Below are 23189 nucleotides of genomic sequence, written 5' to 3' on the forward strand. Positions count from 1 at the left end.
GTTACAATCGAATAACACTCAGCCCGAATACAATAAATCAGCAAACTGTTCGTTGCCTGTTGTTCAGCGAACAGTGTAAGTCGTTCCAGCGTTCGGCGACCGGGCTGGCAGAGGCGTTCCAAAACAGGGGATAACGGGCGAATGCGCGGGCCGACAGGCAGACTCCAAGCATGGAAGAGGTACCAAAACTACAACAGGAGTCTTGCCGGAAACCAAACGACTTTTACTTGGTCGGGTAGCCTTGTACTCTGTAAGTCACATCAGATGAGTCAAGTATTGGTTCGCCCGCCAACGTCACTACATAAGAAGCAGTGACTTCATGAATACTAAAAACGCGAGCACTCAGCCGTGCGGTGTACTGTTTAACTTCTGTCACATCAATAAAGCCATACAACGTGCCATCACCACGGATTTTCCACCTGATTTCTTGCCCTGGCGCCATCCCTTTATAGGGGTTGATCACCAATACGCCCTTACCGTCCAACATATCCTGATAATGAATAACGCCATTATGTAGAGGTTCGATAGCAGGTGCTGGAACCGTTCTATCCGATGCAATATATATTTCGCTCATTAGACCATCTCCGTATGCTGAGTTAGGTAGCCAACTAAGAACGCTCGAGACGGACAAAACATGCAAGCATTCAAACACACGATGTTCTTTATGAAGACTACTCGGCCGATAATAAGCTGTTAATGCCGCCTTGACACCTGTGAACGTTGACAGTTGACAATGCAGTAGCTGCTTCAAATTAAAACTAAAGCACCACGTTGCGTACGAAACGCACGGCCACGTCGCCATCATTGCGATAAGCGTGGGCCTGACGGCTGGCAAACATGTAGAACTCACCCGCGGCAACATGTGTTTCCTGCCCGTCCAAAAGCAGGCTCAGGCTGCCTTCAAACACAAACACCTGCACGCTCCAGCCTTCCGGGTCCGGTTCGGGGCTGTAGCGGTCTCCCGGCTCCAGACGCATCTCCCACAACTCCACTTCGCGCCGGGCAGTGGCCTTGGCGAGCAGCACGGCCTTGCTGCCGGGGATGTCACCGGCCCAGGCCAGTTCGTTGATGCGGCTGTGGTCGGGCGCATCCGGGGCCTGGATCAGGTCGCTGAACGCCACATCCAACGCTTCGGCCACGCGGTCGAGGGTGGAGAGGCTGACGTTCTTCTCCCCCGCCTCGATCGCCACCAGCATGCGCCGGCTGACCCCGGATCTTTCCGAAAGCGCGGTTTGGCTGAGGTCGGCGGCATGGCGCAGGCGACGCACGTTCTGGCTGACGTGTTGCAGGACCGAAGCCCGGTGTGGATTTTCTTTGTGCACTATATTGCTCAATGGGTGGGTGTGCGCAGTATACTGCCCAGCGTGCGGCGCATTGTGCGGTCCGTGCCTTTCCCTTGCAAGACCGAGCCGCCATGACTGCCCCGAACTCTCCTTCGCGTTTCAATCGCTTGAGCAAAGCCGAATGCATCCTGGTGGTGATCACCATGATCTGGGGCGCCACCTTTTTGCTGGTGCAGCATGCCATGACCGTCAGCGGACCGATGTTTTTCGTCGGCCTGCGATTTGCGGCGGCGGCCATTGTGGTCGGCTTTTTTTCCTTGCGTACCTTGCGCGACCTGACCCTGTTCGAGTTGAAGGCCGGGGTGTTCATCGGCGTGGCGATCATGTTCGGCTACGGCTTGCAGACTATTGGCCTGCAGAGCATTCCGAGCAGTCAGTCGGCGTTTATCACCGCATTGTATGTGCCGTTCGTGCCGTTATTGCAATGGCTGGTACTGGGGCGGCGCCCGGCACTGCTGCCGAGTATTGGCATCATGCTGGCGTTTACCGGGTTGATGCTGTTGACCGGGCCGGCCGGCGCTTCTTTCAATTTCAGCCCCGGTGAAATCGCCACGCTGATCTGCGCAATGGCGGTAGCCGCCGAAATCATTCTGATCAGCGCGTATGCCGGGCAAGTGGACGTGCGTCGGGTAACCGTGGTGCAACTGGCCACGGCGTCGCTGTTGTCGTTCCTGATGGTGGTGCCGATGGGCGAGGCGTTGCCGGGCTTTTCGTGGTTGCTGCTGTTCAGTGCGGTGGGCCTGGGCTTGACCAGCGCGGTGATCCAGGTGGCGATGAACTGGGCGCAGCAGAGTGTTTCGCCGACCCGGGCTACCCTGATCTATGCCGGCGAGCCGGTGTGGGCGGGCGTGGTGGGACGGCTTGCCGGCGAGCGCTTCCCGCCGATTGCGATGGTGGGCGCGGCGTTGATTGTGCTGGCGGTGATCGTGAGTGAAATGAAAACCAAGGGGCAGAAGGCTTTCGAAGCGCAGGATGAGATGGAACAGGAACGCCAGGGCTAAGGTCGGATGATTGATCGTTCCCACGCTCCGCGTGGTAACGCCGACCTGGACGCTCCGCGTCCACGTTGTAGCTGTTTTCTACTGCTCTTGTAGGATCCTGCCACATCTTGCCGTTTGGTGATCACGAAAGCGGCACGTATGATGCATCCCAAACTCCCGCAGATTAGAAGCCTATGTCCCTGATAGTTCTACTGCTTCTGCCCTTCATTGGCAGCTGTCTGGCGGCCTTGCTGCCGCACAACGCACGCAACACCGAATCCCTGCTGGCCGGCCTGGTGGCCTTGGTCGGCACCATACAAGTCGCCATGCTTTACCCCCAGATCGCCCACGGTGGCGTTATCCGTGAAGAATTCATGTGGTTGCCCAGCCTGGGCCTGAACTTCGTGCTGCGCCTGGATGGCTTCGCCTGGCTGTTCTCGATGCTGGTGCTGGGCATCGGTGCGCTGGTGTCGCTGTATGCGCGTTACTACATGTCGCCGGACGACCCGGTGCCGCGTTTCTTCGCTTTTTTCCTGGCTTTCATGGGCGCCATGCTCGGCCTGGTGATCTCCGGCAACCTGATCCAGATCGTGTTCTTCTGGGAACTGACCAGCCTGTTCTCGTTCCTGTTGATCGGCTATTGGCACCACCGCGCCGATGCGCGCCGTGGGGCCTATATGGCGCTGATGGTCACCGGCGCGGGCGGCTTGTGCCTGTTGGCGGGCGTGATGTTGCTGGGGCATATCGTCGGCAGCTATGACCTGGACCAGGTGCTGGCGGCGGGCGAGCAGATTCGCGCGCACTCGCTGTACCCGGCGATGCTGGCCCTGGTGCTGATCGGCGCCTTGAGCAAAAGCGCGCAGTTTCCCTTCCACTTCTGGCTACCCCACGCCATGGCGGCGCCAACGCCGGTGTCGGCCTATCTGCACTCGGCCACGATGGTGAAGGCCGGCGTGTTCCTGCTGGCCCGCCTGTGGCCGTCGCTGTCGGGCAGCGAAGAATGGTTCTGGATCGTCGGCGGCGCCGGCGCCATCACCCTCCTCCTCGGCGCTTACTGCGCCATGTTTCAAAATGATCTGAAGGGCCTGCTGGCCTATTCCACCATCAGTCACCTGGGGCTGATCACCCTGCTGCTGGGCCTCAATAGCCCGCTGGCGGCCGTCGCGGCAGTGTTCCACATCCTCAACCACGCCACGTTCAAGGCCTCGCTGTTCATGGCGGCGGGCATCATCGACCACGAAAGCGGCACGCGGGATATCCGCAAGCTCAGTGGGCTGGTGCGCCTGATCCCGTTCACCGCGACCCTGGCGATGGTGGCGAGTGCCTCGATGGCCGGCGTGCCATTGCTCAATGGCTTCTTGTCCAAAGAGATGTTCTTCGCCGAAACGGTGTTTATCTCGGCGACAAAATGGGTGGAAATCACGCTGCCGTTGATCGCGACCATCGCCGGCACCTTCAGCGTGGCCTATGCGTTGCGGTTTACCGTAGATGTGTTCTTCGGTCCGCCTGCCACCGACTTGCCCCACACGCCCCATGAACCCCCGCGCTGGATGCGCGCGCCGGTTGAACTGTTGGTGTTCACCTGCCTGCTGGTGGGGATCTTCCCGGCCCAGATGGTCGGTTCGATCCTCGCCGCCGCCGCGTTGCCCGTGGTGGGCGGCGTGCTGCCCGAGTACAGCCTGGCGATCTGGCACGGCTGGAACGCACCGTTGATCATGAGCCTGGTGGCCATGTGCGGCGGTGTGGTGCTGTACCTGATGCTACGCAAACAACTCAAGCGTGGCCGCTTCGCCTACCCGCCCCTGGTCGGCTATTTCAACGGCAAGCGCGGCTTCGAGCGCTGCCTGGTGCTGATGATGCGCGGCGTGCGTCGCCTGGAAAAACGCATCAGCACCAAGCGCCTGCAAACCCAATTGTTCCTGCTGGTGATCGTCGCGGTGATCGGCGCCATGATCCCCATGTTCAACAGCGGCCTGAGCTGGGGCGACCGGCCGAAAATCCCCGGTTCCATCGTGTTCGTCACCCTGTGGTTGCTGGCGATTGCCTGCGCGCTGGGCGCCGCCTGGCAGGCCAAGTACCACCGGCTGGCGGCCCTGACCATGGTCAGCGTATGCGGCCTGATGACCTGCATTACCTTTGTGTGGTTCTCGGCGCCGGACCTGGCGCTGACCCAACTGGTGGTGGAAGTGGTGACCACCGTGCTGATCCTGCTCGGCCTGCGCTGGCTGCCACGGCGGATCGAAGAAGTCTCGCCGCTGCCCAGCTCGCTGCGCAAGGCGCGTATCCGGCGCCTGCGCGACTTTCTGCTGTCCACCGTGGTGGGCGGCGGCATGGCGCTGCTGTCTTACGCGATGCTGACCCGCCAGACGCCCAACGATATCTCCTCGTTCTACCTCAGCCGCGCCCTGCCCGAGGGCGGCGGCAGCAATGTGGTGAACGTGATGCTGGTGGACTTCCGCGGCTTCGACACCCTTGGCGAGATCACCGTGCTCGGCGCGGTGGCGCTGACCGTGTACGCGCTGCTGCGGCGCTTCCGCCCGTCGAAAGAAAGCATGGAACTGCCGCCTCAACAGCGCCAGCTCGCACCCGATGTCGCCACCGACCTGGTCAACCCGCGCCAGGCCAGCGACACCGCCCTGGGCTTCATGATGGTGCCGGCGGTGCTGGTGCGCCTGCTGTTGCCGATAGCGCTGGTGGTGTCGTTCTACCTGTTCATGCGCGGCCATAACCAACCGGGCGGCGGCTTTGTCGCGGGGTTGGTGATGTCGGTGGCGTTCATCCTGCAATACATGGTGGCCGGCACGCAGTGGGTCGAGGCGCAGATGAGCCTGCGGCCGATGCGCTGGATGGGCTTCGGCCTGCTGTCGGCGACCCTCACCGGGCTTGGTGCGTTGTTCGCCGGGTACCCGTTCCTCACCACCCATACCTGGCACCTGAGCGTGCCGGTGCTGGGCGATATCCATGTCGCCAGCGCATTGTTTTTCGACGTCGGCGTCTACGCCATGGTCGTCGGTTCGACCCTGCTGATGCTCACCGCCCTCGGTCACCAATCGGTGCGCGCGCACAAACCGAGCAACCAGCTCAAAGCCGTCGCCAACCCACAAGGAGCTGCCGCCTGATGGAAGAAGTCATTGCAATTGCCATTGGGGTGCTGGCGGCCTCCGGCGTCTGGTTGATCCTGCGGCCACGGACATTCCAGGTGGTGATGGGCCTGTGCCTGTTGTCCTACGGCGTCAACCTGTTCATTTTCAGCATGGGCAGCCTGTTTATCGGCAAGGAGCCGATCATCAAGGACGGCGTGCCCCAGGACCTGCTCAACTACACCGACCCCTTGCCCCAGGCGCTGGTGCTCACGGCGATCGTGATCAGCTTCGCCATGACCGCGTTGTTCCTGGTGGTGCTGCTGGCCTCCCGGGGCCTGACCGGTACCGACCATGTGGATGGCCGGGAGCCCAAGGCATGAATTGGGTCAATCAACTGATCGTTGCGCCGATCCTGCTGCCCTTGCTGACCGCCGCGCTGATGCTGATGCTCGGCGAGAAACGCCGCCCGCTGAAGGCGAAAATCAATCTGGTTTCGAGCATGCTGGGGCTGGGCATCGCCGTGCTGCTGTTGTACTGGACGCAAAAAGGCGGCCCCGGCTCGATCGGCGTGTACCTGCCGGGCAACTGGCAAGTGCCGTTCGGCATCGTGCTGGTGGTGGACCAACTGTCGGCGCTGATGCTGGTGCTGACCGGGATCATCGGCGTGAGCGCGCTGCTGTTCGCCATGGCCCGCTGGGACCGTGCCGGCACCAGTTTCCATGCGCTGTTCCAAGTGCAGATGATGGGCCTGTACGGCGCCTTCCTCACCGCTGACCTGTTCAATCTGTTCGTGTTTTTCGAGGTGCTGCTGGCGGCGTCCTACGGCTTGATGCTGCACGGTTCGGGCCGCGCGCGGGTGTCGTCGGGGCTGCATTACATCGCAATCAACCTGCTGGCGTCGTCGCTGTTCCTGATCGGCGCGGCGATGATCTACGGGGTCACCGGCACGCTGAACTTCGCTGACCTGGCGCTGAAAATCCCGCTGGTGCCGGAGGCCGATCGCGGCCTGCTGCACGCCGGTGCGGCGATCCTGGCCACCGCATTCCTGGCCAAGGCCGGTATGTGGCCGCTGAACTTCTGGCTGGCCCCGGCCTACTCCTCGGCCAGTGCTCCGGTGGCGGCGATGTTCGCGATCATGACCAAAGTGGGCGTGTACACCGTGCTGCGCTTGTGGACGCTGCTGTTTTCCGGCCAGGCCGGCGCTTCGGCGTTGTTCGGCGGTGACTGGCTGGTGTACGGCGGCATGGCCACGATTGTCTGCGCGGCACTGGCAATGCTCGCGGCGCAGCGCCTGGAACGCATGGCGAGCCTGAGCATTCTGGTCTCGGCCGGCATCCTGCTGTCGGCGGTGGGCTTTGCCCAGCCGAGCCTGACGGCGGGGGCGCTGTTTTATCTGGTCAGCTCCACCCTGGCGCTGAGCGCGCTGTTCCTGCTGGCTGAATTGATCGAACGCTCGCGCTCAGCCAATGACCTGCCGCTGGATGAAGAGATCGACGCACTGCCCAAGGCCATGGAATCCCTGCATCCACGGCCCGGCGTCAACCTCGACGATGAACAGAAAGCCGTGGTCGGCCAGGTGATTCCCTGGACCATGGCGTTCCTGGGGTTGAGTTTTGTCGCCTGCGCGCTGCTGATCATCGGCATGCCGCCGCTGTCCGGGTTTATCGGCAAGCTCAGTTTGTTAAGCGCGCTGGTCAATCCGCTGGGCCTGGGCAATGCGCTGGATGAACCCATTCGCCCGGCGGCCTGGGGCCTGGTGGCGCTGTTGATCCTGTCTGGCCTGGCCTCGCTGATCGCCTTCGCACGGCTCGGCATCCAGCGCTTCTGGACACCCGAAGAGCGCCCATCGCCCCTGCGCCGTTACGAATGTATACCGATCTTCCTGCTGCTGGGCCTGAGCATTGCGCTGACCTTCAAGGCCGAGCCCCTGATGCGCTACACCCTGGCCACCGCCAACAGCCTGAATAACCCTGAGCATTACGTAATGGCAGTGATGGCGACGCGTCCGGTGCCCAGCCCTGAAGCCAAGGCCGCCGCCCTGGAGGTGCAGCCATGAAACGCCTGTTTCCCGCGCCGTGGCTGTCGCTGGCGTTATTGGGCTTATGGCTGGTGCTGAACCTGTCCATCAGCCCCGGCAACCTGCTGCTCGGTGCGCTGCTGGGCGTGCTTGCGCCGTTGATGATGGCGCCACTGCGCCCGCAACCGATCAGCCTGCGCCGTCCCGGCGTGATCCTGCGCCTGTTCCTGCTGGTGGGCCGCGACGTGATTGTGTCCAACCTGCAAGTGGCCTGGGGCGTCTTGACCTGTGGCTCACGCCCGCCGCGTTCGCGCTTTATCAAGATCCCCCTGGATCTGCGCAGCCCCAACGGCCTCGCGGCGCTGTCGATGATCACCACGGTGATCCCCGGCACCATCTGGTCCGAACTGGCGCTGGACCGCAGCATCCTGCTCTTGCACGTATTCGACCTGGACGAGGAGGCGCCGTTTATCGCGCACTTCAAAGCCACCTATGAGCGGCCCCTGATGGAGATCTTCGAATGAGCGCCCTGCTCTCCAATGCGATCCTGTTCAGCCTGTTCCTGTTCAGCCTGGCCATGGTGCTGACCTTGATCCGCCTGTTCAAAGGCCCCTCGGCCCAAGACCGGGTACTGGCGCTGGATTACCTGTACATCCTGGCGATGCTGATGATGCTGGTGCTGGGCATTCGCTATGCCAGTGACACCTACTTTGAAGCCGCGCTGTTGATCGCACTGTTCGGCTTCGTCGGCTCGTTCGCCCTGGCCAAATTCCTGCTGCGTGGGGAGGTGATTGAATGATGCCGTTATGGATGGAAATCGTCGTGGCCGTGCTGCTGGTGCTCAGTAGCGTGTTCGCGTTGATCGGAGCGATTGGCTTGCTGAGGATGAAAGACTTCTTCCAGCGCATGCACCCGCCAGCCCTGGCCTCTACGATTGGGGCGTGGTGCGTGGCGTTGGCCTCGATCATCTACTTTTCGGTGCTCAAGTCCGGGCCGGTGTTGCACGGCTGGTTGATCCCTATTCTGTTGTCGATCACCGTGCCGGTGACCACCTTGCTGCTGGCCCGTACAGCACTGTTCCGCAAGCGCATGGCCGGTGACGACGTGCCCGCCGAGGTCAGCAGCCGCCGTTGATTTAAAATGTGGGAGGGGGCTTGCTCCCGATAGCGGTGGTTCAGTCAGACCCTCTGTGACTGACACTCCGCCATCGGGGGCAAGCCCCCTCCCACATTTGGTTTTGTGTCAGGCGAAAGATCTGGTTCCCCCCAACCTTTTTAGCCCAGTTGCTCACATAGAAATGCGCTGCTGGCGACCCTGGAAGTCGGGTGGAACGCCAACACACGCGTTGCCACCAGCAGATAGGCGACTTCTTCCGACGAGATGAACGCCATGCCGCCCATGAGTTCGAAGGCACGCGTGCCGATACGATTGACCGCTTCCTGCACCGAGAAGCGTGTGGCCTGTGCACGCGCCAGGTCGGCGCGCAAGAAGCGGTTTTCGTCTATCGAAGTGGCCAACCCCTGCAACGCCATCGTCGCCCCTTGCAGGTCGATCAGCAACAGTGCCCGGTCTTCCGGCGAACCTTTACCCGCCGTCAAAGCACGCGAGACCAACGCGGACGCCATGCCCAGGTAGGACGCCGCAGCCAGCAGCTGGAACCAGATCGCAAACAGGTGGTTACCCATCCCCTGTTGATCCTCATCGAGCTGCTCATCCACCGTGTTGCTGAAATGCATCATGGACTCGGGAACCACCAGGTTATTGAAGATGACCTCATGGCTGTCCGCCGCTTGCAGATGAGGAACGCCCCAGAACTTCTTACGCTCGATACGTGGATCACCCGCCAACCCCGCGCCGATGCCAAGATGCGTGCGGCCTTCTGGATCGATGTAATTGACGCCAAACGTGATCACGTCGAAGTGATGGGTCATCGTGCAGGGTTTCTTACTGCCATTCACGACATAGCCGTCGGCGGTTTTTTCCACGGTCATGGTCGAGGCCAGAATATCCGAATGCGCACGCCCTTCGGCGAACCCGGACGCCACCAACAAGTCGTTGCGTGCAACCAGGCTCAACAACTTCTCAAGATCAGGAAAGAAATAACTGGCGGCCATCATGCCGGCGATGGTGTGGTGGTGCATGGTCATCATCACTGCCAGTGAAGGGCAATGTGCGCCGACCCACGTGTGCAACTGCGCAAATTGGCGTGCACTGACACCCCACCACCCAGCGCTTCGGCAATGGCAAGCCCAGGCCGGCCAACGGTGCGAAACAGATCGGCCAGTCGTTGGGACGGGCCCTGTTCCAGTTCCAAAAGCGATGCGGACTCAAGAAAGGCTGCCAATTGCGGTAGCAGTTCAAATGCAGTGGTTCGTTCTTCTGTCAACAACATAGCGTTAACCCCTTCGATGGTTCATGCAGCATCCCGATTCACACTAACGGAGTGCCGGCTTATTTACTTCACGTAATGGCGCGCATAGCGCTGATCTATATTCGATAACGGCATCAACACAAAGAAGTCAGCCGTATGAAAATCACAGTCCCAGGCCGGGTCGCCACATACCCAGGCACCACCGCGCAAATAACCTTTTAATAAGGGTGGCATGGGCACAGGTTTTTCATTTTTAACGTCATGAAGTGCAAAGGGTATATGAGGGGTAACACGGTATTCAGACGGCGCGAATTGTTTGGGTGTAATTGCACGATAAATGGCCGACGCTTGGTAACCGCCATCGGCCAAACTGACGCTGGCGCACCCCATTAAATAATCACATCCTTTACGTTGCATGTAGGCTATCAAGCCCGACCACAGCATCATGATCACGCTGCCGCTGCGGTAGTCAGGGTGCACGCAGGCATGCCCCACTTCGGTAATACGATCGCGCAAATGATCCAATCGGCTCAGGTCGAATTCCTTTTCCGAGTAGTATCCCAGGTGTCGGGCTGCCGTAGGACTCATTAAACGATAGGTACCGACCACACAGCCAGTCGTGATGTCCCGTACTATAAGATGGTCGCAATAATCATCAAACGCATCGGCATTCAAACCTTGCACGTTCGTAAGTGCTGGCGCCTGAAAAGTTTCATTGAACACTTTATAACGAAGGGCTTGTACTTCTCGCAGTTGCTCTGATGTACTGGCGAGGCCGACGATCAACTTACCGCCATGCGGCGGCAAGCCTGAACCCGCGTCTCTGGTTTCTGTAAGCATTTGCATATAGTTTCCCTTCTTACAACGACAAGTAATAAACAAAACATTAGCTGCCCTGCTTGAGGGGAGACTGTAAGGAAACTCTGAAACCTCGGGTTAATTCGGCAAGACTATAATCAAAGCGAAAGTCAACATTTTGACCGCCAGTCAGTTCCGAGAGTGTTTAGGGTGTTGCTTGGAAAATGGCTGCACACCCTTCGGCGGTTGCTGCAAATTCATCGACCGCGTTTCGCGGCCCGGTTAAACTCCGAGCGCATAATGCCCGCACCTGGGTAGCGGGCGTTTTTTACGCCTGATGTAAAATGTGCAATCGATGCCAAGCGATGGATCGCATTCGTGCCGCCCATTTTGCCACCTTCCAGGAATCGAGCGATGAGCAACGCCTACACCCCCGCCACCGCCGCAGCCGACGTCGAAACCACCCTCGCCTGGCTCGGCGGGCGCTGGAAGCTGATCATCCTGTTCCACTTGTTCGGTGGCCAGGTACAGCGCTATTCCGACCTGGAGCGGCTGATCCCGGATATCTCGCAGAAGATGCTCGCTCAACAACTGCGCCAGCTTGAAGCCGACGGCCTGGTGCACCGCACGGTCTACCCGGTGGTGCCGCCCAAGGTCGAATACCGCATGACCGAATGGGGCCAGAGCCTGTGCCCGGTGCTCGATGGCCTGCTCAAATGGCAGGCGGTCAAGCCGGCGATTTAGACCGTGGGCACGGTACCGCCGTCGATCACGTACTCGGTACCGCTGATCGAAGCGGCCCGGGGCGATACCAGGAAGGCGATCAAATCAGCCACCTCCCGAGGTTTGGCCGGACGCCCGAGAGGAATGCCGCCCAGCGCCTGCATGGTGATCTGTTTGCCGCCCTCATAATCCGTTCCCGCCTGGTGCGCCAGGCGCTCTGCCAGAGCCACCACCGCCTCGGTCTCCACCCAGCCCGGCGAAACCCGCACCACCCGAACCCCCTTTGGCGTCACTTCCTTTGACAGGCTTTTGCTGTAAGTCGCCAACGCCGCCTTCGCGGCAGCATACGCCGTAGTCGATTCGGGCAACGGCAACTCATGCTGAATGGACGTGACATGAATAATCACCCCAGCCCCACGCTTTATCATCCCCGGCAACAGCGCCCGATCCACCCGCACCGCCGCCATCAGGTTCTGCCCCAGCGCACTTGCCCACTGCTCATCATCCAGCACGGCAAAACCACCGCCTGGTGCGCTGGAACCACCGAGCACATTAACGATGATATCCACACCGCCAAACCGGTCTTTCACCGCCTCGGTTGCGCTCGCACACCCGGCGGCAGTGCCGAGGTCGGCGGCGATGAAATGCACGCCTTCGGGTGTCGAATCTGCCGCCGAACGTGCGACCGAAAACACTTGGGCGCCCTGTTCATGCAGCACAGCTACCACGGCGGCGCCGATGCCCTTGGTACCGCCAGTGACCAGCGCGCGGAGGCCTTTCAGGCCGAGGTCGAAGCTCATACGCCGATCTCCAGCGCGGCAATCCTGTCGCGTTCCAGACTGAAGCGATACCGCAAGTCCAGCGGGCTTCCCGGGAAATCCCCTACCAGATGGCTGGTCACTACGGTTTTACCGCCCTGCTCTTCACAGGCAAAAGGTTCGCTGGTGTAGCTGTACTTGCCGGCGGTGTCGGTTTTCCAGGCCTGGATAGCCGTCAATCCGACATAGGTGTGGCCTTCGTCCTTCACCACCGCGTCGGCGGTGAAACACTCGCTGAAATCGCCTGCCTTGGCGGCGTCGGCGGCGAAGTAACGGGCGATGGCTGGAGGAAGCGCGAGGGTCATGGTGGGTACTCCTGAACATTCGATAGGCCGTCAGGATAGAAACCGCCGGGACTCGCCACAAGAACGCACAAAAAGGTAATGGGCTTACTGCAAAGTAAGCCATTGGTTTTACGTGCCTGCCCGGACATTGAAGTGCGCGCGCATCCCCAATAAATGTGAAACCGAAGACGTCGCAAGGTGAGCACGGTCAAAAATGTGGGAGCGGGCTTGCTCGCGAATACGGTGTGTCAGCCACTGCTGCTCTGAATGAAAGACTGCATTCGCGAGCAAGCCCGCTCCCACAGTTGGTTTTGCATCAGACGAAAGACCTGATGCGCGCCGCCCATTTTGATCGTTCCCACGCTCCGCGTGGTAATGCCGCCTGGGGCGCTCCGCGTCCCGCCGAACAACTCAGATCAAGCATGAGTCTCAGCAGGAAATTTCCGACAGCGTTTTAGGGTTGTCGCTCGGAAGATGGCTGCCTAATCTTCGGTGGTCGCTGCAAATTCAGCGACCGGGTTTCGCAGCCCGGTTAAACTCTAGACGCACAGCGTCCACCTCAGATAGCGGGCGCTTTTTTATGCCTGATGTTATGGCGGCTGTGCGCGGGATACCTTCGGGTATGCCGGGTGCCTAGAGTCCCGGTCTGCGAACCTGCGTACAGCTGCCACCCGGGTATCGTTTCGCAGCGATGGGTGGTGACTCCAATACTCTAGGAGCTTCGCCATGATCAAAGACAGTCCGAATCCGCCATCGGATTCAACCGCGTTTCACACCACTGCTCATCGAGCCATTAACCATTATCTGAATACTTCTGAGAAACCAGAGCCTGCATCTGAGGACCATGGTGTGTTTGCCGTGCGCGAAGGATTAGACGTCGAGACGCTGCTGGTCAACGCGTCGGAGGATCTTGCGTCGGCTCAGGCACTGGCAAGTCATTTGGCTTTTGAGATCGACGGTAATCCTCGCAGTGTGGCACTGGGCATCTGCAGGATGCTGGAGGGGGTCCAATTGTTGGTGGACAAAGCAATGAGCCTCAACGAGAACCCCACTCAGGGGCAAATCTGAGAACGAAGCATCTGTAAAGCGGACCCAGTGAAAATGTGGGAGCGGGCTTGCTCGCGAATACTCTAGGTCAGTTGCAAATGAGCGGACTGACACACCGCATTCGCGAGCAAGCCCGGGACTGGATTGAGTGAACCGTTAAAATGATGGCAAAAAAACGCCCCGAACCAGTCGGGGCGTTTTTATTCAGCATGCAGCCATCCGCCGTCAGTCAGCCAAGCGCCACGTCGTCCCGCCCTTGCCGTCTTCCAGCACCACGCCCATGGCGGTGAGTTGGTCGCGGATGCGGTCGGATTCTGCCCAGTCCTTATTGGCACGGGCATTCAGGCGGGCCTGGATCAGTGCGTCGACTTCGCCTGCATCCACACGCCCTTCGGCGCCGGCTTGCAAGAAGTCGTCGGCTTCCATTTGCAGCACGCCCAGCACGCTCGCCAGTTCCTTGAGACGTGCCGCCAGGCCAGCCGCAGCAATGAGATCGCTCTCGCGCAGGCGGTTGATCTCGCGGACCATTTCAAACAGGACAGCGCAAGCTTCGGGGGTGCCGAAGTCATCGTTCATCACGGCGGTGAAGCGCTCGACAAACGCTTCGCCACCGGCCGGAGCCACAACAGGCAAGCCTTTCAACGCATGGTAGAACCGCTCCAGGGCGCCCTTGGCGTCCTTGAGGTTGTCTTCCGAGTAGTTGATGGCGCTGCGGTAGTGGCTGGACACCAGCAAATAACGCACAACCTCCGGATGGTACTTTTCCAGCACGTCGCGGATGGTGAAGAAGTTGTTCAAGGACTTGGACATCTTCTCGCCATTGATGCGGATCATGCCGCAGTGCATCCAGGCATTGGCGTAAGTCTTGCCGGTGGCCGCCTCGCTCTGGGCGATTTCGTTTTCGTGGTGCGGGAACTCCAGGTCGCTGCCGCCGCCATGAATATCGAAGGTCTCGCCCAGGCAGCAGGTGGACATCACCGAGCATTCGATGTGCCAGCCCGGACGCCCGGCGCCCCACGGCGACTCCCAGCTCGGCTCGCCGGGCTTGGTGGCTTTCCACAGCACGAAGTCGAGCGGGTCCTGCTTGGCCTCGTCGACTTCGATGCGCGCGCCGATGCGCAGGTCTTCGATTTTCTTGCGCGACAGCTTGCCGTAGCCCATGAACTTGGCGACGCGGTAGTACACGTCGCCGTTGCCCGGGGCGTAGGCGTAACCCTTGTCGATCAGGGTCTGGATCATCGCGTGCATGCCAGGGATGTGGTCCGTGGCGCGCGGTTCCATGTCCGGCTTGAGGATATTGAGGCGCGCCTCGTCCTCATGCATGGCGGCGATCATGCGCTCGGTCAGCACGTCGAACGCCTCGCCGTTTTCATTGGCGCGGTTGATGATCTTGTCGTCGATGTCGGTGATGTTGCGCACGTAGGTCAAGTCGTAGCCGCTGAAACGCAACCAGCGGGTCACCAGGTCGAAGGCAACCATGCTGCGGCCATGGCCGATATGGCAGTAGTCGTACACGGTCATGCCGCACACGTACATGCGTACCTTGTTGCCATCCAGCGGCTTGAAGACTTCTTTGGTCTTGCTGAGTGTGTTGTAGATCGTTAGCACAACGGCTTCCTTAGAGAATCACTGGCCCCACGAATCACGCAAGGTCACGGTACGGTTGAATACCGGTTGACCGGGTTTGGAGTCCTTGATATCCGCGCAGAAGTAACCTTCGCGCTCGAACTGGAACCGGTCTTCCGGCTGTGCGTCGCCAAGCGATGGCTCGGCACGACAACCCGTGAGGACTTGCAGCGAATCTGGGTTGATGTTGTCGAGGAAGCTTGCGCTGTCTTCGGCTTTCTCAGGGTTCGGCGAGCGGAACAGCCGATCGTACAGGCGCACTTCGCACTCGATGCTGGCAGCGGCCGGGACCCAGTGGACCACGCCCTTGACCTTGCGGCCTTCGGGGTTCTTGCCCAGGGTGTCCGGGTCGTACGAGCAGCGCAGTTCGACGATGTTGCCATCGGCGTCCTTGATGGCCTCATCGGCACGGATCACGTAGCTGCCGCGCAGGCGCACTTCGCCGTTGGGTTCCAGGCGTTTGTAGCCCTTTGGCGGCTCTTCCATGAAGTCATCGCGGTCGATGTAGATTTCACGGGCGAATGGCAACTTGCGCACGCCCAGCTCTTCTTTCTGCGGATGACGCGGCAGTTCGAGGTTTTCGACCTGGTCTTGCGGGTAGTTGCTAATCACGACCTTCAACGGACGCAACACGCACATGGCACGCGGGGCATTGGCGTCGAGGTGCTGGCGGATGCTGAACTCGAGCATGCCGAAGTCGACCACGCCGTCGGAACGGTTGGTGCCGACCATCTCGCAGAAATTGCGGATCGACGCCGGGGTGTAGCCGCGACGGCGAAAGCCAGACAACGTCGACATGCGCGGGTCGTCCCAGCCAAATACGTGCTTTTCATCCACCAGTTGCTTGAGCTTGCGCTTGCTGGTGATGGTGTAGTTCAGGTTCAGGCGGCTGAACTCGTACTGGCGCGGCTGTGCCGGCACCGGAAGGTTGCTCAGGAACCACTCGTACAGCGGACGGTGGCTTTCGAACTCCAGGGTGCAGATGGAGTGAGTGATGCCTTCGATGGCGTCCGACTGACCGTGGGTGAAGTCATAGTTGGGGTAGATGCACCACTTGTCACCGGTCTGGTGGTGGTGGGCATGGCGGATGCGGTACATGATCGGGTCGCGCAGGTTCATGTTCGGCGAGGCCATGTCGATCTTGGCGCGCAGCACGCGGGCGCCATCCGGGAACTCACCGGCACGCATGCGGGCGAACCAGTCGAGGTTCTCTTCTACCGAACGGTCGCGGAACGGGCTGTTCTTGCCCGGCTCGGTCAGGGTGCCGCGGTATTCCTTGGCCTGTTCCGGGCTCAGGTCGTCGACGTAGGCCTTGCCGGCCTTGATCAGCTCGACGGCCCAGTCGTGCAACTGGTCGAAATATTGCGAGGCATAGCGCACTTCACCAGACCATTCGAAACCGAGCCACTTCACGTCGCTTTCGATGGCGTCGATGTATTCCTGGTCTTCCTTGGCCGGGTTGGTGTCGTCGAAACGCAGGTGCGTGACGCCGCCGAATTCCTGGGCCAGGCCGAAGTTCACACAGATCGACTTGGCGTGACCGATGTGCAGGTAGCCGTTGGGCTCTGGCGGGAAACGGGTGACGATCTGCGTGTGCTTGCCCGAATCCAGGTCCGCCTGGATGATCGGGCGCAGGAAATTGACCGGGACGGCAGGTCCGGCCTTGGAATTCGAGGTAGGGTCGACAGTGGGCTTGCTCATAGGATCCTTGAACAGACAGGTTCGTGGCCGGGTGAGGCCAGATAAAACAAAGGGCTTATCATAGCCGAACCTGTCAACCGCCTGACAGAGCGCGGTCAAAAACTGCTGCTTTAATTGCCTTGGCGGTAAAAAACCACCTCGAAATTCCTGCAGGGCACGCTAAACTGCGCGACTTGGCCGCCGTTTAGCCAGGCAGGTAAAGCGTTTATTCGCCCACCCCCACGAATTCCCTGAAAAGAGTAGTGAACATGACTCAAGTCAAACTGACCACCAACCACGGTGACATCGTCATCGAGCTGAACGCCGAGAAAGCGCCGATCACCGTCGCCAACTTCATCGAGTACGTCAAAGCCGGCCACTACGAAAACACCGTTTTCCACCGTGTCATCGGCAACTTCATGATCCAGGGCGGCGGTTTCGAGCCCGGCATGAAAGAGAAGAAAGACAAGCGTCCAAGCATCCAGAACGAAGCGGACAACGGCCTTTCCAACGACAAGTACACCGTCGCCATGGCCCGTACCATGGAGCCGCATTCGGCCTCCGCGCAGTTCTTCATCAACGTGGCCGACAACGCCTTCCTCAACCACACCGGCAAGAACGTACAGGGTTGGGGTTACGCGGTGTTCGGTAAAGTCACCGCAGGCACCGACGTTGTCGACAAGATCAAAGGCGTGTCGACCACCTCCAAGGCCGGCCACCAGGACGTTCCAGCCGAAGACGTGATCGTCGAGAAAGCCGAGATCATCGAAGCGTGATATTGCTGATTTCAGATTTGCATCTGGAAGAGGAGCGCCCGGACATCACCCGGGCGTTTCTGGATCTGCTCCACGGCCGCGCCCGTGGCGCCCAGGCGTTGTACATTCTGGGCGACTTCTTCGAAGCCTGGATTGGCGACGATGGGATGACACCGTTCCAGCGCTCGATCTGCGCCGCACTGCGCGAACTGAGCGACAGCGGCACCCCGATTTTCATCATGCACGGCAACCGCGATTTCCTGATCGGCAAGGCGTTCTGCAAAGCGGCAGGCGCAACGCTGCTCAAGGACCCGAGTGTCGTGCAGCTCGCCGGCGAACCCGTGCTGCTGATGCACGGCGACAGCCTCTGCACCCGCGACCTCGGCTATATGAAGTTGCGGCGCATTCTGCGCAACCCGATGGTGCTGTTCATCCTGCGCCACCTGCCCCTGCGTACCCGCCACCAGCTGGCACGCAAGCTGCGCAGTGAAAGCAGTGCCCAGGTACGGATGAAGGCCAACGACATTGTCGACGTCACGCCGGAAGAAGTGCCACGGGTCATGCAACACTTTGGCGTGCGCACCCTAGTTCACGGCCACACCCACCGCCCCGCCATTCATAAGCTGCAGATTGGTGACCAGGCGGCCAGGCGCATTGTGCTGGGGGATTGGGACAAGCAAGGGTGGGCGCTGCAGGTGGATGAGCAAGGCTTTCAACTGGCGGCGTTTGACTTCGTCAACCCGCAGTTGGCATTGCCTGGCGCCTAAACTTCAAACACCACCTATTGAATGTAAACAGAGATCAAAATGTGGGAGGGGGCTTGCTCCCGATAGCAGCGGGTCAGTCAGCCAATCTGTAACTGACCCACCGCAATCGGGAGCAAGCCCCCTCCCACATTGGATTGCACTCCAACCTCTGCGGGTCAATGCCCGGACGCCTCCGGCCCGGCCTTGGCGCCAAACGGCGGCTTGGCCAGCCACACCAACAGCATCAACCCCACGAAGACCCACCCCATCAACGTGAAGTAATCCACGGTAGACATCATGTACGCCTGGCTGGTGAGAATCTGGTCCAGTTGCGCATAGGCCTTGTGCCCTGCCCCACCCAGCGCCTGCACGGCATCGCGCGTAGTCGAGTCATAGACGGTCATGTTCTCGCTCATGTAGGCATGGTGCTGGTCGGCGCGGCGAATCCAGATCCAGGTGGTGAGCGACGCCGCGAAGCTGCCGCCCAGGGTCCGCAGGAAGGTCGCCAGACCGGCGCCGTCGGCAATCTGCTGCGGCGGCAGGTCGGACATCAGGATGCTCAAGGTCGGCATGAAGAACAGCGCCACGCCGATACCCATGAACAACTGCACCAGGGCGATGTGCTGGAAATCCACCTCGTTGGTGAAGCTCGCACGCATGAAACAGCTCAAGCCCATCGCCAGGAATGACAGCCCCGCCAGCAGGCGCAGGTCGAACTTGTGCGCGTACTTGCCCACGAACGGCGACATCAGCACCGGCAGAATACCGATCGGCGCCACCGCCAAGCCGGCCCAGGTGGCGGTGTAGCCCATCTGGGTCTGCAGCCATTGCGGCAGGATCAGGTTGATGCCGAAGAAACCCGCATAGCCGCCGACCAACACAATGGTGCCGATACGGAAGTTGCGGTAGGCAAACAAGCGCAGGTTGACCACCGGGTGCTTGTCGGTCATTTCCCAGATGACGAATACCGCCAGGGCGATCACCGAAATGGCCGCACCGATGATGATGAAGTTGGACTCGAACCAATCCAGGTCATTGCCCTTGTCGAGGATGATCTGCAAGGCGCCGACGCCGACGATCAGGCTGAGCAGCCCGACGTAATCCATCGGTTGGTGGCTGGTCTGCACCGGACGTTTCTTCAACTGCGCACGCACCACCATCACCGCAAAGATGCCGATGGGCACGTTGATGAAGAAGATCCATGGCCAACTGTAGCTGTCGGTGATCCAGCCGCCGAGGATCGGCCCGGCAATCGGCGCCACCACCGTGACCATCGCCAATAGTGCCAGAGCCATGCCGCGCTTGGCCGGCGGGTACACCGCGATCAGCAAGGTTTGCGTCATCGGGTACAGCGGCCCGGCAACCAGGCCCTGCAGCACGCGAAAGCCGATCAATTCGGGCATCGAGGTGGAAATACCGCACAGGAACGACGCCAGCACGAACAGCAGGGTCGCCCACAGAAACAGCTTCACCTCGCCGAAGCGCCGGCTCAACCAACCGGTGAGCGGCAAGGCAATGGCGTTGCTCACCGCAAACGAGGTAATGACCCAGGTGCCCTGCTCCGAACTCACGCCCAGGTTGCCGGAAATGGTCGGCAACGCCACGTTGGCGATGGTGGTATCGAGCACCTGCATGAAGGTCGCCAGCGACAGCCCGATGGTGGCCATCACCAGGCTGGGCGGCGTGAACGAGGCGTTATTGCTCATCAGCGTTGCGCAGCCTTGGGAGCGGCGACGCTGTTGTCATGGATCAACTGGTTGATCATGGCATCGGCTTCGGCCAATTGGCGGTCATACACGTTGGTGGTAAACGAGGCCTTCTGCGGCGCCTGTTGCGCCAGCACCGGGCCGCTCTGGTCGTGCAGGTCCACGTTGACCACGGTACTCAAGCCGACCCGCAACGGGTGCTTGGCCAGCTCTTCGGCGTTGATATGGATGCGCACCGGTACCCGCTGCACGATCTTGATCCAGTTGCCGGTGGCGTTCTGCGCGGGCAGCAAGGCAAACGCGCTGCCAGTGCCGGCGCCCAGGCTGTCGACGGTGCCGCTGTACTTCACATCGCTGCCGTAAATGTCCGATTCGATATCCACCGGCTGGCCGATGCGCATATCACGCAGCTGGGTTTCTTTGAAGTTGGCATCGATCCACAGCTGGTCCAGCGGAATCACCGCCATCAGCGCGGTACCCGGTTGCACGCGCTGGCCCAGTTGCACGGTGCGCTTGGCCACATAGCCTGTGACCGGGGCGATCAAGGTGCTGCGCGCGTTAGTCAGGTACGCCTGGCGCAGTTGCGCGGCGGCGGCCTGCACATCCGGGTGGGACGAAATCACCGTGTCATCCACCAGGGCATTGCTGGTTTTGAGTTGCTGCTCAAGGTTGGTCAAGGCGTTTTTGGCGGCGGTCAGGCTGTCACGGGCGTGGGACAGCTCCTCCTGGGAGATCGCCCCGCCCTGGGCCAGGGTCTTACGCCGGTTGTAGTTGTCCTGGGCGGTCTGCACGTCCGCTTTCTGCGCGTTGACCTGGGCTTTCATCCCATCGACGTTGCTGTACAAACCGCGAACCTGGCGCACGGTGCGGGCCAGGTTGGCCTGGGCACTTTGCAGGCCGACGGCGGCGTCGTTGGGATCGAAGTTGACCAGCACCTGGCCTTCATGGACCAGGTCGCCATCATCGGCGCCGATGCTGACCACGGTGCCGGTGACCAGCGGGGTGATTTCCACCACGTTGCCATTCACGTACGCGTCATCGGTGCTTTCGTTGAAGCGCCCGTAGAACTCGTACCAGGCCCAGACGCCGACGACGCCAAGGATGACGATCAGCGCCAGGCCGATCAGCATGACTTTGCGTTTGCGCGGGTTGTTGTCTTTGGTTTGTTCGGGTGCGGTGTTGCTGTCGGCAGTGGCCATGACAAATACCTCAAATTATTCCGTGCGGTTGGCTGGGGTGGTCGCGGCCACGTTGCTGGCGTTGAACCCGCCACCCAGGGCCTGCATCAATTGAATCGACAGATCGATCTGCGCAGCATTCAAGGTCGCCAACTGACGCTGGGCCTGCAGCAATTGCTGCTCGATGCTGAGCACATCCAGATAGTTACCGATGCCGGAGCTGTAGCGCTGCACCCCGGTGTCGTAAGACTGCTGGGCGATATCGGCGGCGTGTTGCTGCGCCTGGATCTGCCGCCCGGTGTCGCGCAGTTGCGACAGGGTGCTGCCGATATCGCCCAGGGCTTGCACCAGGGTTTTGTTGTACTGGGCCACGGCCAGGTCGTAATCGGCGTCGCGGGCGTCGAGGTCGGCGCGCAGGCGGCCACCGTCGAAGATCGGCAGCGATATCGTCGGCGCGATATTGAAGAAGCGGCTGGCCGAACCGAACATGGCGTCGCCCAACAACGATTCGGCGCCGGCGCTCGCGCTCAGGTTGAGGTTGGGATAGAAACGGGTCTTGCTGGCGGCGATGTCCTTGCTCGCAGCTTCCACCCGCCAGCGCGCGGCGACCAGGTCCGGGCGCCGGCCGAGCAGCTCGGCGGGCAACACCGACGGCACGGCGACCGCCGTGGGTTTCAATACGTTCGGGCGCGCCAGTTCGTTGCCACGGTCCGGGCCTTTACCGAGCAGCACGGCCAGGGCGATCTTGGCGCTTTGCAGTTGTTTTTCCGCATCGATCAACTGCGACTGGGAGCTGGCTTCCAGGCTTTCGGTTTGCTGGTATTGGTATTCGCTGTCGATGCCGGAACTCAGGCGGCGCTTGCTCAGGTCGAGCATCTGGCGGGTGCGCTTGAGGTCGTCGGCAGCCAGGTCACGCACGATATGCGCCTGGCCCAGATCGCTGTAGGCCTTGGCGACGTTGGCGGCCAGGGTCAGGCGCGCGGCCTGCTGGTCGACTTCGGCGGCGCGGGCCTGGCCCAGGGCGGCTTCCCAGGCGGCGCGCTGGCCGCCCCACAGGTCGAAGTCGTAATTGAAGCTGGCGCCGATGTTGCGCACCGTCGAATAGGCATCGCCCTCCCCGCGCGGGTCCTGGTCCTTGGCCAGCCGCGAACGGCTGACACCAGCGCTGGCATCCACGGTGGGCATGCGCGCGGCGTTGGCGGCATAGGCCGCAGCTTCGGCCTGGTGCGCACGGGCACTGGCGACCTGCATATCGGGGCTGTATTGCAGAGCTTCCTGGATCAGGCCGTCGAGCTGTGGGTCGCCGAGGCTTTTCCACCAGTCGGCGGCCGGCCAGGCGGCGCTGGAAAGGCTCACACCGCTCAGGGATTTGCCGGTGTGCAAGCTATTGGCGTCGAGGCGTTTGCCTTGGGTGTCAAGGCCGCTGTAGTTGGCACAACCGGCCAACGTCATCGCCATCAGCACCAGGCTGAATGCGCGTGTGTTCATCATTGTCCTACCCGCTGAAGGGTGATGGGATCACCCGCAGCTATCAGAATTTTCTTGAGGATCCGTTCCAGGGTTTCCAGCTCGCCCGGCTCGAGTACGCCGGCCAGCTGATTGAGGGCCTGGGCACCGATCTGCGGCAGCATGTCCGCCAGGCGCTGGCCGTCGGCGGTGAGCACCAACTGCACCTGGCGGCGGTCCAGGTCGGAACGCTTGCGGCTGAGCAGCTTTTTCTGCTCCAGCCGGTCGAGCATGCGCGTCATCGAGCCGCTGTCCAGGGACAGGTTGCGACATAGCTCGGCCGGTGTGTCGACACCGAACTGGGCCATGATGATCAACACCTTGAACTGCGCGGCGGTAATGCCGTGGGGTTCCATATGGGTGTCGATGATGCGGTCTTTGAGGATCGCAGCGCGGCCCAGCAACAGCCCGAGATGGCAGTTGTGGAAGTTTTCAGGGGTGAAATGCGGCATCGGAAGTCACCTTATTACTGCCTAGGCAGTGAATGTGTGACGAGATATTACTGCTTAGGCAGCGAATGTCAAATGG

At 60.8% G+C, this 23189-nt stretch carries 24 protein-coding genes; 11 read left to right on the plus strand and 13 right to left on the minus strand.

Annotation, left to right across the window (positions count from 1 at the left end):
• Positions 1-223: 223 nt before the first annotated feature.
• Both C4J87_RS15170 and C4J87_RS15175 read right to left on the minus strand, forming a co-directional pair.
• Positions 224-574 (minus strand): hypothetical protein, encoded by a 351-nt coding sequence (locus C4J87_RS15170; RefSeq protein ID WP_124367449.1) that lies wholly within the window; start codon positions 572-574, stop codon positions 224-226.
• 184 nt (positions 575-758) lie between these two features.
• Positions 759-1322: a helix-turn-helix domain-containing protein gene (locus C4J87_RS15175; protein WP_124367450.1), complete on the minus strand. Its 564-nt coding sequence runs from the start codon at positions 1320-1322 to the stop codon at positions 759-761.
• A gap of 92 nt (positions 1323-1414) precedes the next feature.
• Here C4J87_RS15175 and C4J87_RS15180 point away from each other — a divergent pair, with 92 nt between their 5' ends.
• From C4J87_RS15180 to C4J87_RS15210, 7 genes are all read left to right on the plus strand, one after another.
• Positions 1415-2344 carry a DMT family transporter gene (locus C4J87_RS15180; protein WP_124367451.1) on the plus strand — a complete coding sequence of 310 codons (930 nt, stop codon included), beginning with the start codon at positions 1415-1417 and terminating at the stop codon, positions 2342-2344.
• Between the two features lie 173 nt (positions 2345-2517).
• On the plus strand, positions 2518-5442 hold the full coding sequence (locus tag C4J87_RS15185) for a monovalent cation/H+ antiporter subunit A (RefSeq protein ID WP_124367452.1): 2925 nt from the start codon (positions 2518-2520) through the stop codon (positions 5440-5442).
• Positions 5442-5786, plus strand: a complete 345-nt coding sequence (locus C4J87_RS15190; RefSeq protein WP_124363330.1) for a Na+/H+ antiporter subunit C — start codon at positions 5442-5444, stop codon at positions 5784-5786. The genes C4J87_RS15185 and C4J87_RS15190 overlap by 1 nt, the downstream gene beginning before the upstream one ends.
• Positions 5783-7462: a monovalent cation/H+ antiporter subunit D gene (locus tag C4J87_RS15195; protein ID WP_124367453.1), complete on the plus strand. Its 1680-nt coding sequence runs from the start codon at positions 5783-5785 to the stop codon at positions 7460-7462. The genes C4J87_RS15190 and C4J87_RS15195 overlap by 4 nt, the downstream gene beginning before the upstream one ends.
• Entirely contained in the window at positions 7459-7947 is a 489-nt protein-coding gene (locus C4J87_RS15200; RefSeq protein ID WP_124367454.1) for a Na+/H+ antiporter subunit E, read from the plus strand. The genes C4J87_RS15195 and C4J87_RS15200 overlap by 4 nt, the downstream gene beginning before the upstream one ends.
• The gene (locus C4J87_RS15205; protein ID WP_005789171.1) at positions 7944-8222 is read left to right on the plus strand and encodes a K+/H+ antiporter subunit F; all 279 of its coding nucleotides are present in this window, start codon (positions 7944-7946) and stop codon (positions 8220-8222) included. Before C4J87_RS15200 ends, C4J87_RS15205 begins: the two co-directional genes overlap by 4 nt.
• On the plus strand, positions 8219-8557 hold the full coding sequence (locus C4J87_RS15210; protein WP_124367455.1) for a Na+/H+ antiporter subunit G: 339 nt from the start codon (positions 8219-8221) through the stop codon (positions 8555-8557). The genes C4J87_RS15205 and C4J87_RS15210 overlap by 4 nt, the downstream gene beginning before the upstream one ends.
• Positions 8558-8697: 140 nt before the next feature.
• Here the strand turns inward: C4J87_RS15210 and C4J87_RS15215 are convergent, their stop codons facing one another.
• From C4J87_RS15215 to C4J87_RS15225, 3 genes are all read right to left on the minus strand, one after another.
• Positions 8698-9570: an acyl-CoA dehydrogenase gene (locus C4J87_RS15215; protein ID WP_124367456.1), complete on the minus strand. Its 873-nt coding sequence runs from the start codon at positions 9568-9570 to the stop codon at positions 8698-8700.
• 2 nt (positions 9571-9572) lie between these two features.
• The gene (locus C4J87_RS15220) at positions 9573-9815 is read right to left on the minus strand and encodes a hypothetical protein (RefSeq protein WP_124367457.1); all 243 of its coding nucleotides are present in this window, start codon (positions 9813-9815) and stop codon (positions 9573-9575) included.
• 63 nt (positions 9816-9878) lie between these two features.
• Complete coding sequence (locus C4J87_RS15225) at positions 9879-10640, minus strand: GNAT family N-acetyltransferase (protein ID WP_124367458.1); 762 nt, start codon at positions 10638-10640, stop codon at positions 9879-9881.
• 366 nt (positions 10641-11006) lie between these two features.
• Here C4J87_RS15225 and C4J87_RS15230 point away from each other — a divergent pair, with 366 nt between their 5' ends.
• On the plus strand, positions 11007-11336 hold the full coding sequence (locus tag C4J87_RS15230) for a helix-turn-helix domain-containing protein (protein ID WP_124367459.1): 330 nt from the start codon (positions 11007-11009) through the stop codon (positions 11334-11336).
• Here C4J87_RS15230 and C4J87_RS15235 read toward each other — a convergent pair.
• Positions 11333-12115, minus strand: coding sequence for an SDR family oxidoreductase (locus C4J87_RS15235; RefSeq protein ID WP_124367460.1), 783 nt, complete (start codon positions 12113-12115; stop codon positions 11333-11335). The two genes, C4J87_RS15230 and C4J87_RS15235, sit on opposite strands and share 4 nt — an antisense overlap.
• Positions 12112-12438 (minus strand): nuclear transport factor 2 family protein, encoded by a 327-nt coding sequence (locus tag C4J87_RS15240; RefSeq protein WP_124367461.1) that lies wholly within the window; start codon positions 12436-12438, stop codon positions 12112-12114. The genes C4J87_RS15235 and C4J87_RS15240 overlap by 4 nt, the downstream gene beginning before the upstream one ends.
• 705 nt (positions 12439-13143) lie before the next feature.
• Between C4J87_RS15240 and C4J87_RS15245 the strand changes: the two genes are divergently transcribed.
• Complete coding sequence (locus C4J87_RS15245) at positions 13144-13485, plus strand: DUF6124 family protein (RefSeq protein WP_124367462.1); 342 nt, start codon at positions 13144-13146, stop codon at positions 13483-13485.
• Positions 13486-13689: 204 nt separating this feature from the next.
• Here C4J87_RS15245 and cysS read toward each other — a convergent pair whose 3' ends face one another.
• Both cysS and C4J87_RS15255 read right to left on the minus strand, forming a co-directional pair.
• Entirely contained in the window at positions 13690-15072 is a 1383-nt protein-coding gene (gene cysS / locus C4J87_RS15250) for a cysteine--tRNA ligase (protein WP_124367463.1), read from the minus strand.
• Between the two features lie 18 nt (positions 15073-15090).
• Positions 15091-16791, minus strand: a complete 1701-nt coding sequence (locus tag C4J87_RS15255; RefSeq protein WP_124367464.1) for a glutamine--tRNA ligase/YqeY domain fusion protein — start codon at positions 16789-16791, stop codon at positions 15091-15093.
• A gap of 248 nt (positions 16792-17039) precedes the next feature.
• On the opposite strand from C4J87_RS15255, the gene C4J87_RS15260 reads away from it, so the two are divergent.
• Both C4J87_RS15260 and lpxH read left to right on the plus strand, forming a co-directional pair.
• Complete coding sequence (locus tag C4J87_RS15260; protein ID WP_124367465.1) at positions 17040-17546, plus strand: peptidylprolyl isomerase; 507 nt, start codon at positions 17040-17042, stop codon at positions 17544-17546.
• Positions 17543-18292 (plus strand): UDP-2,3-diacylglucosamine diphosphatase, encoded by a 750-nt coding sequence (gene lpxH / locus C4J87_RS15265; protein ID WP_124367466.1) that lies wholly within the window; start codon positions 17543-17545, stop codon positions 18290-18292. Before C4J87_RS15260 ends, lpxH begins: the two co-directional genes overlap by 4 nt.
• Positions 18293-18447: 155 nt before the next feature.
• On the opposite strand, the gene C4J87_RS15270 is transcribed toward lpxH, so the two are convergent.
• From C4J87_RS15270 to C4J87_RS15285, 4 genes are read right to left on the minus strand one after another with little or no spacing between them, the layout of a single operon-like run.
• Positions 18448-19977: a DHA2 family efflux MFS transporter permease subunit gene (locus C4J87_RS15270; RefSeq protein ID WP_124367467.1), complete on the minus strand. Its 1530-nt coding sequence runs from the start codon at positions 19975-19977 to the stop codon at positions 18448-18450.
• A complete protein-coding gene (locus tag C4J87_RS15275) occupies positions 19977-21176 on the minus strand; it encodes an efflux RND transporter periplasmic adaptor subunit (protein ID WP_124367468.1) in 1200 nt (399 codons plus the stop codon). Before C4J87_RS15275 ends, C4J87_RS15270 begins: the two co-directional genes overlap by 1 nt.
• A gap of 15 nt (positions 21177-21191) precedes the next feature.
• Entirely contained in the window at positions 21192-22643 is a 1452-nt protein-coding gene (locus C4J87_RS15280; protein ID WP_124367469.1) for an efflux transporter outer membrane subunit, read from the minus strand.
• Positions 22643-23113 (minus strand): MarR family winged helix-turn-helix transcriptional regulator, encoded by a 471-nt coding sequence (locus C4J87_RS15285; protein WP_124367470.1) that lies wholly within the window; start codon positions 23111-23113, stop codon positions 22643-22645. Before C4J87_RS15285 ends, C4J87_RS15280 begins: the two co-directional genes overlap by 1 nt.
• Positions 23114-23189 lie beyond the last annotated feature (76 nt).

The sequence above is a fragment of the Pseudomonas sp. R1-43-08 genome, assembly GCF_003852255.1.
Classification (GTDB): domain Bacteria; phylum Pseudomonadota; class Gammaproteobacteria; order Pseudomonadales; family Pseudomonadaceae; genus Aquipseudomonas.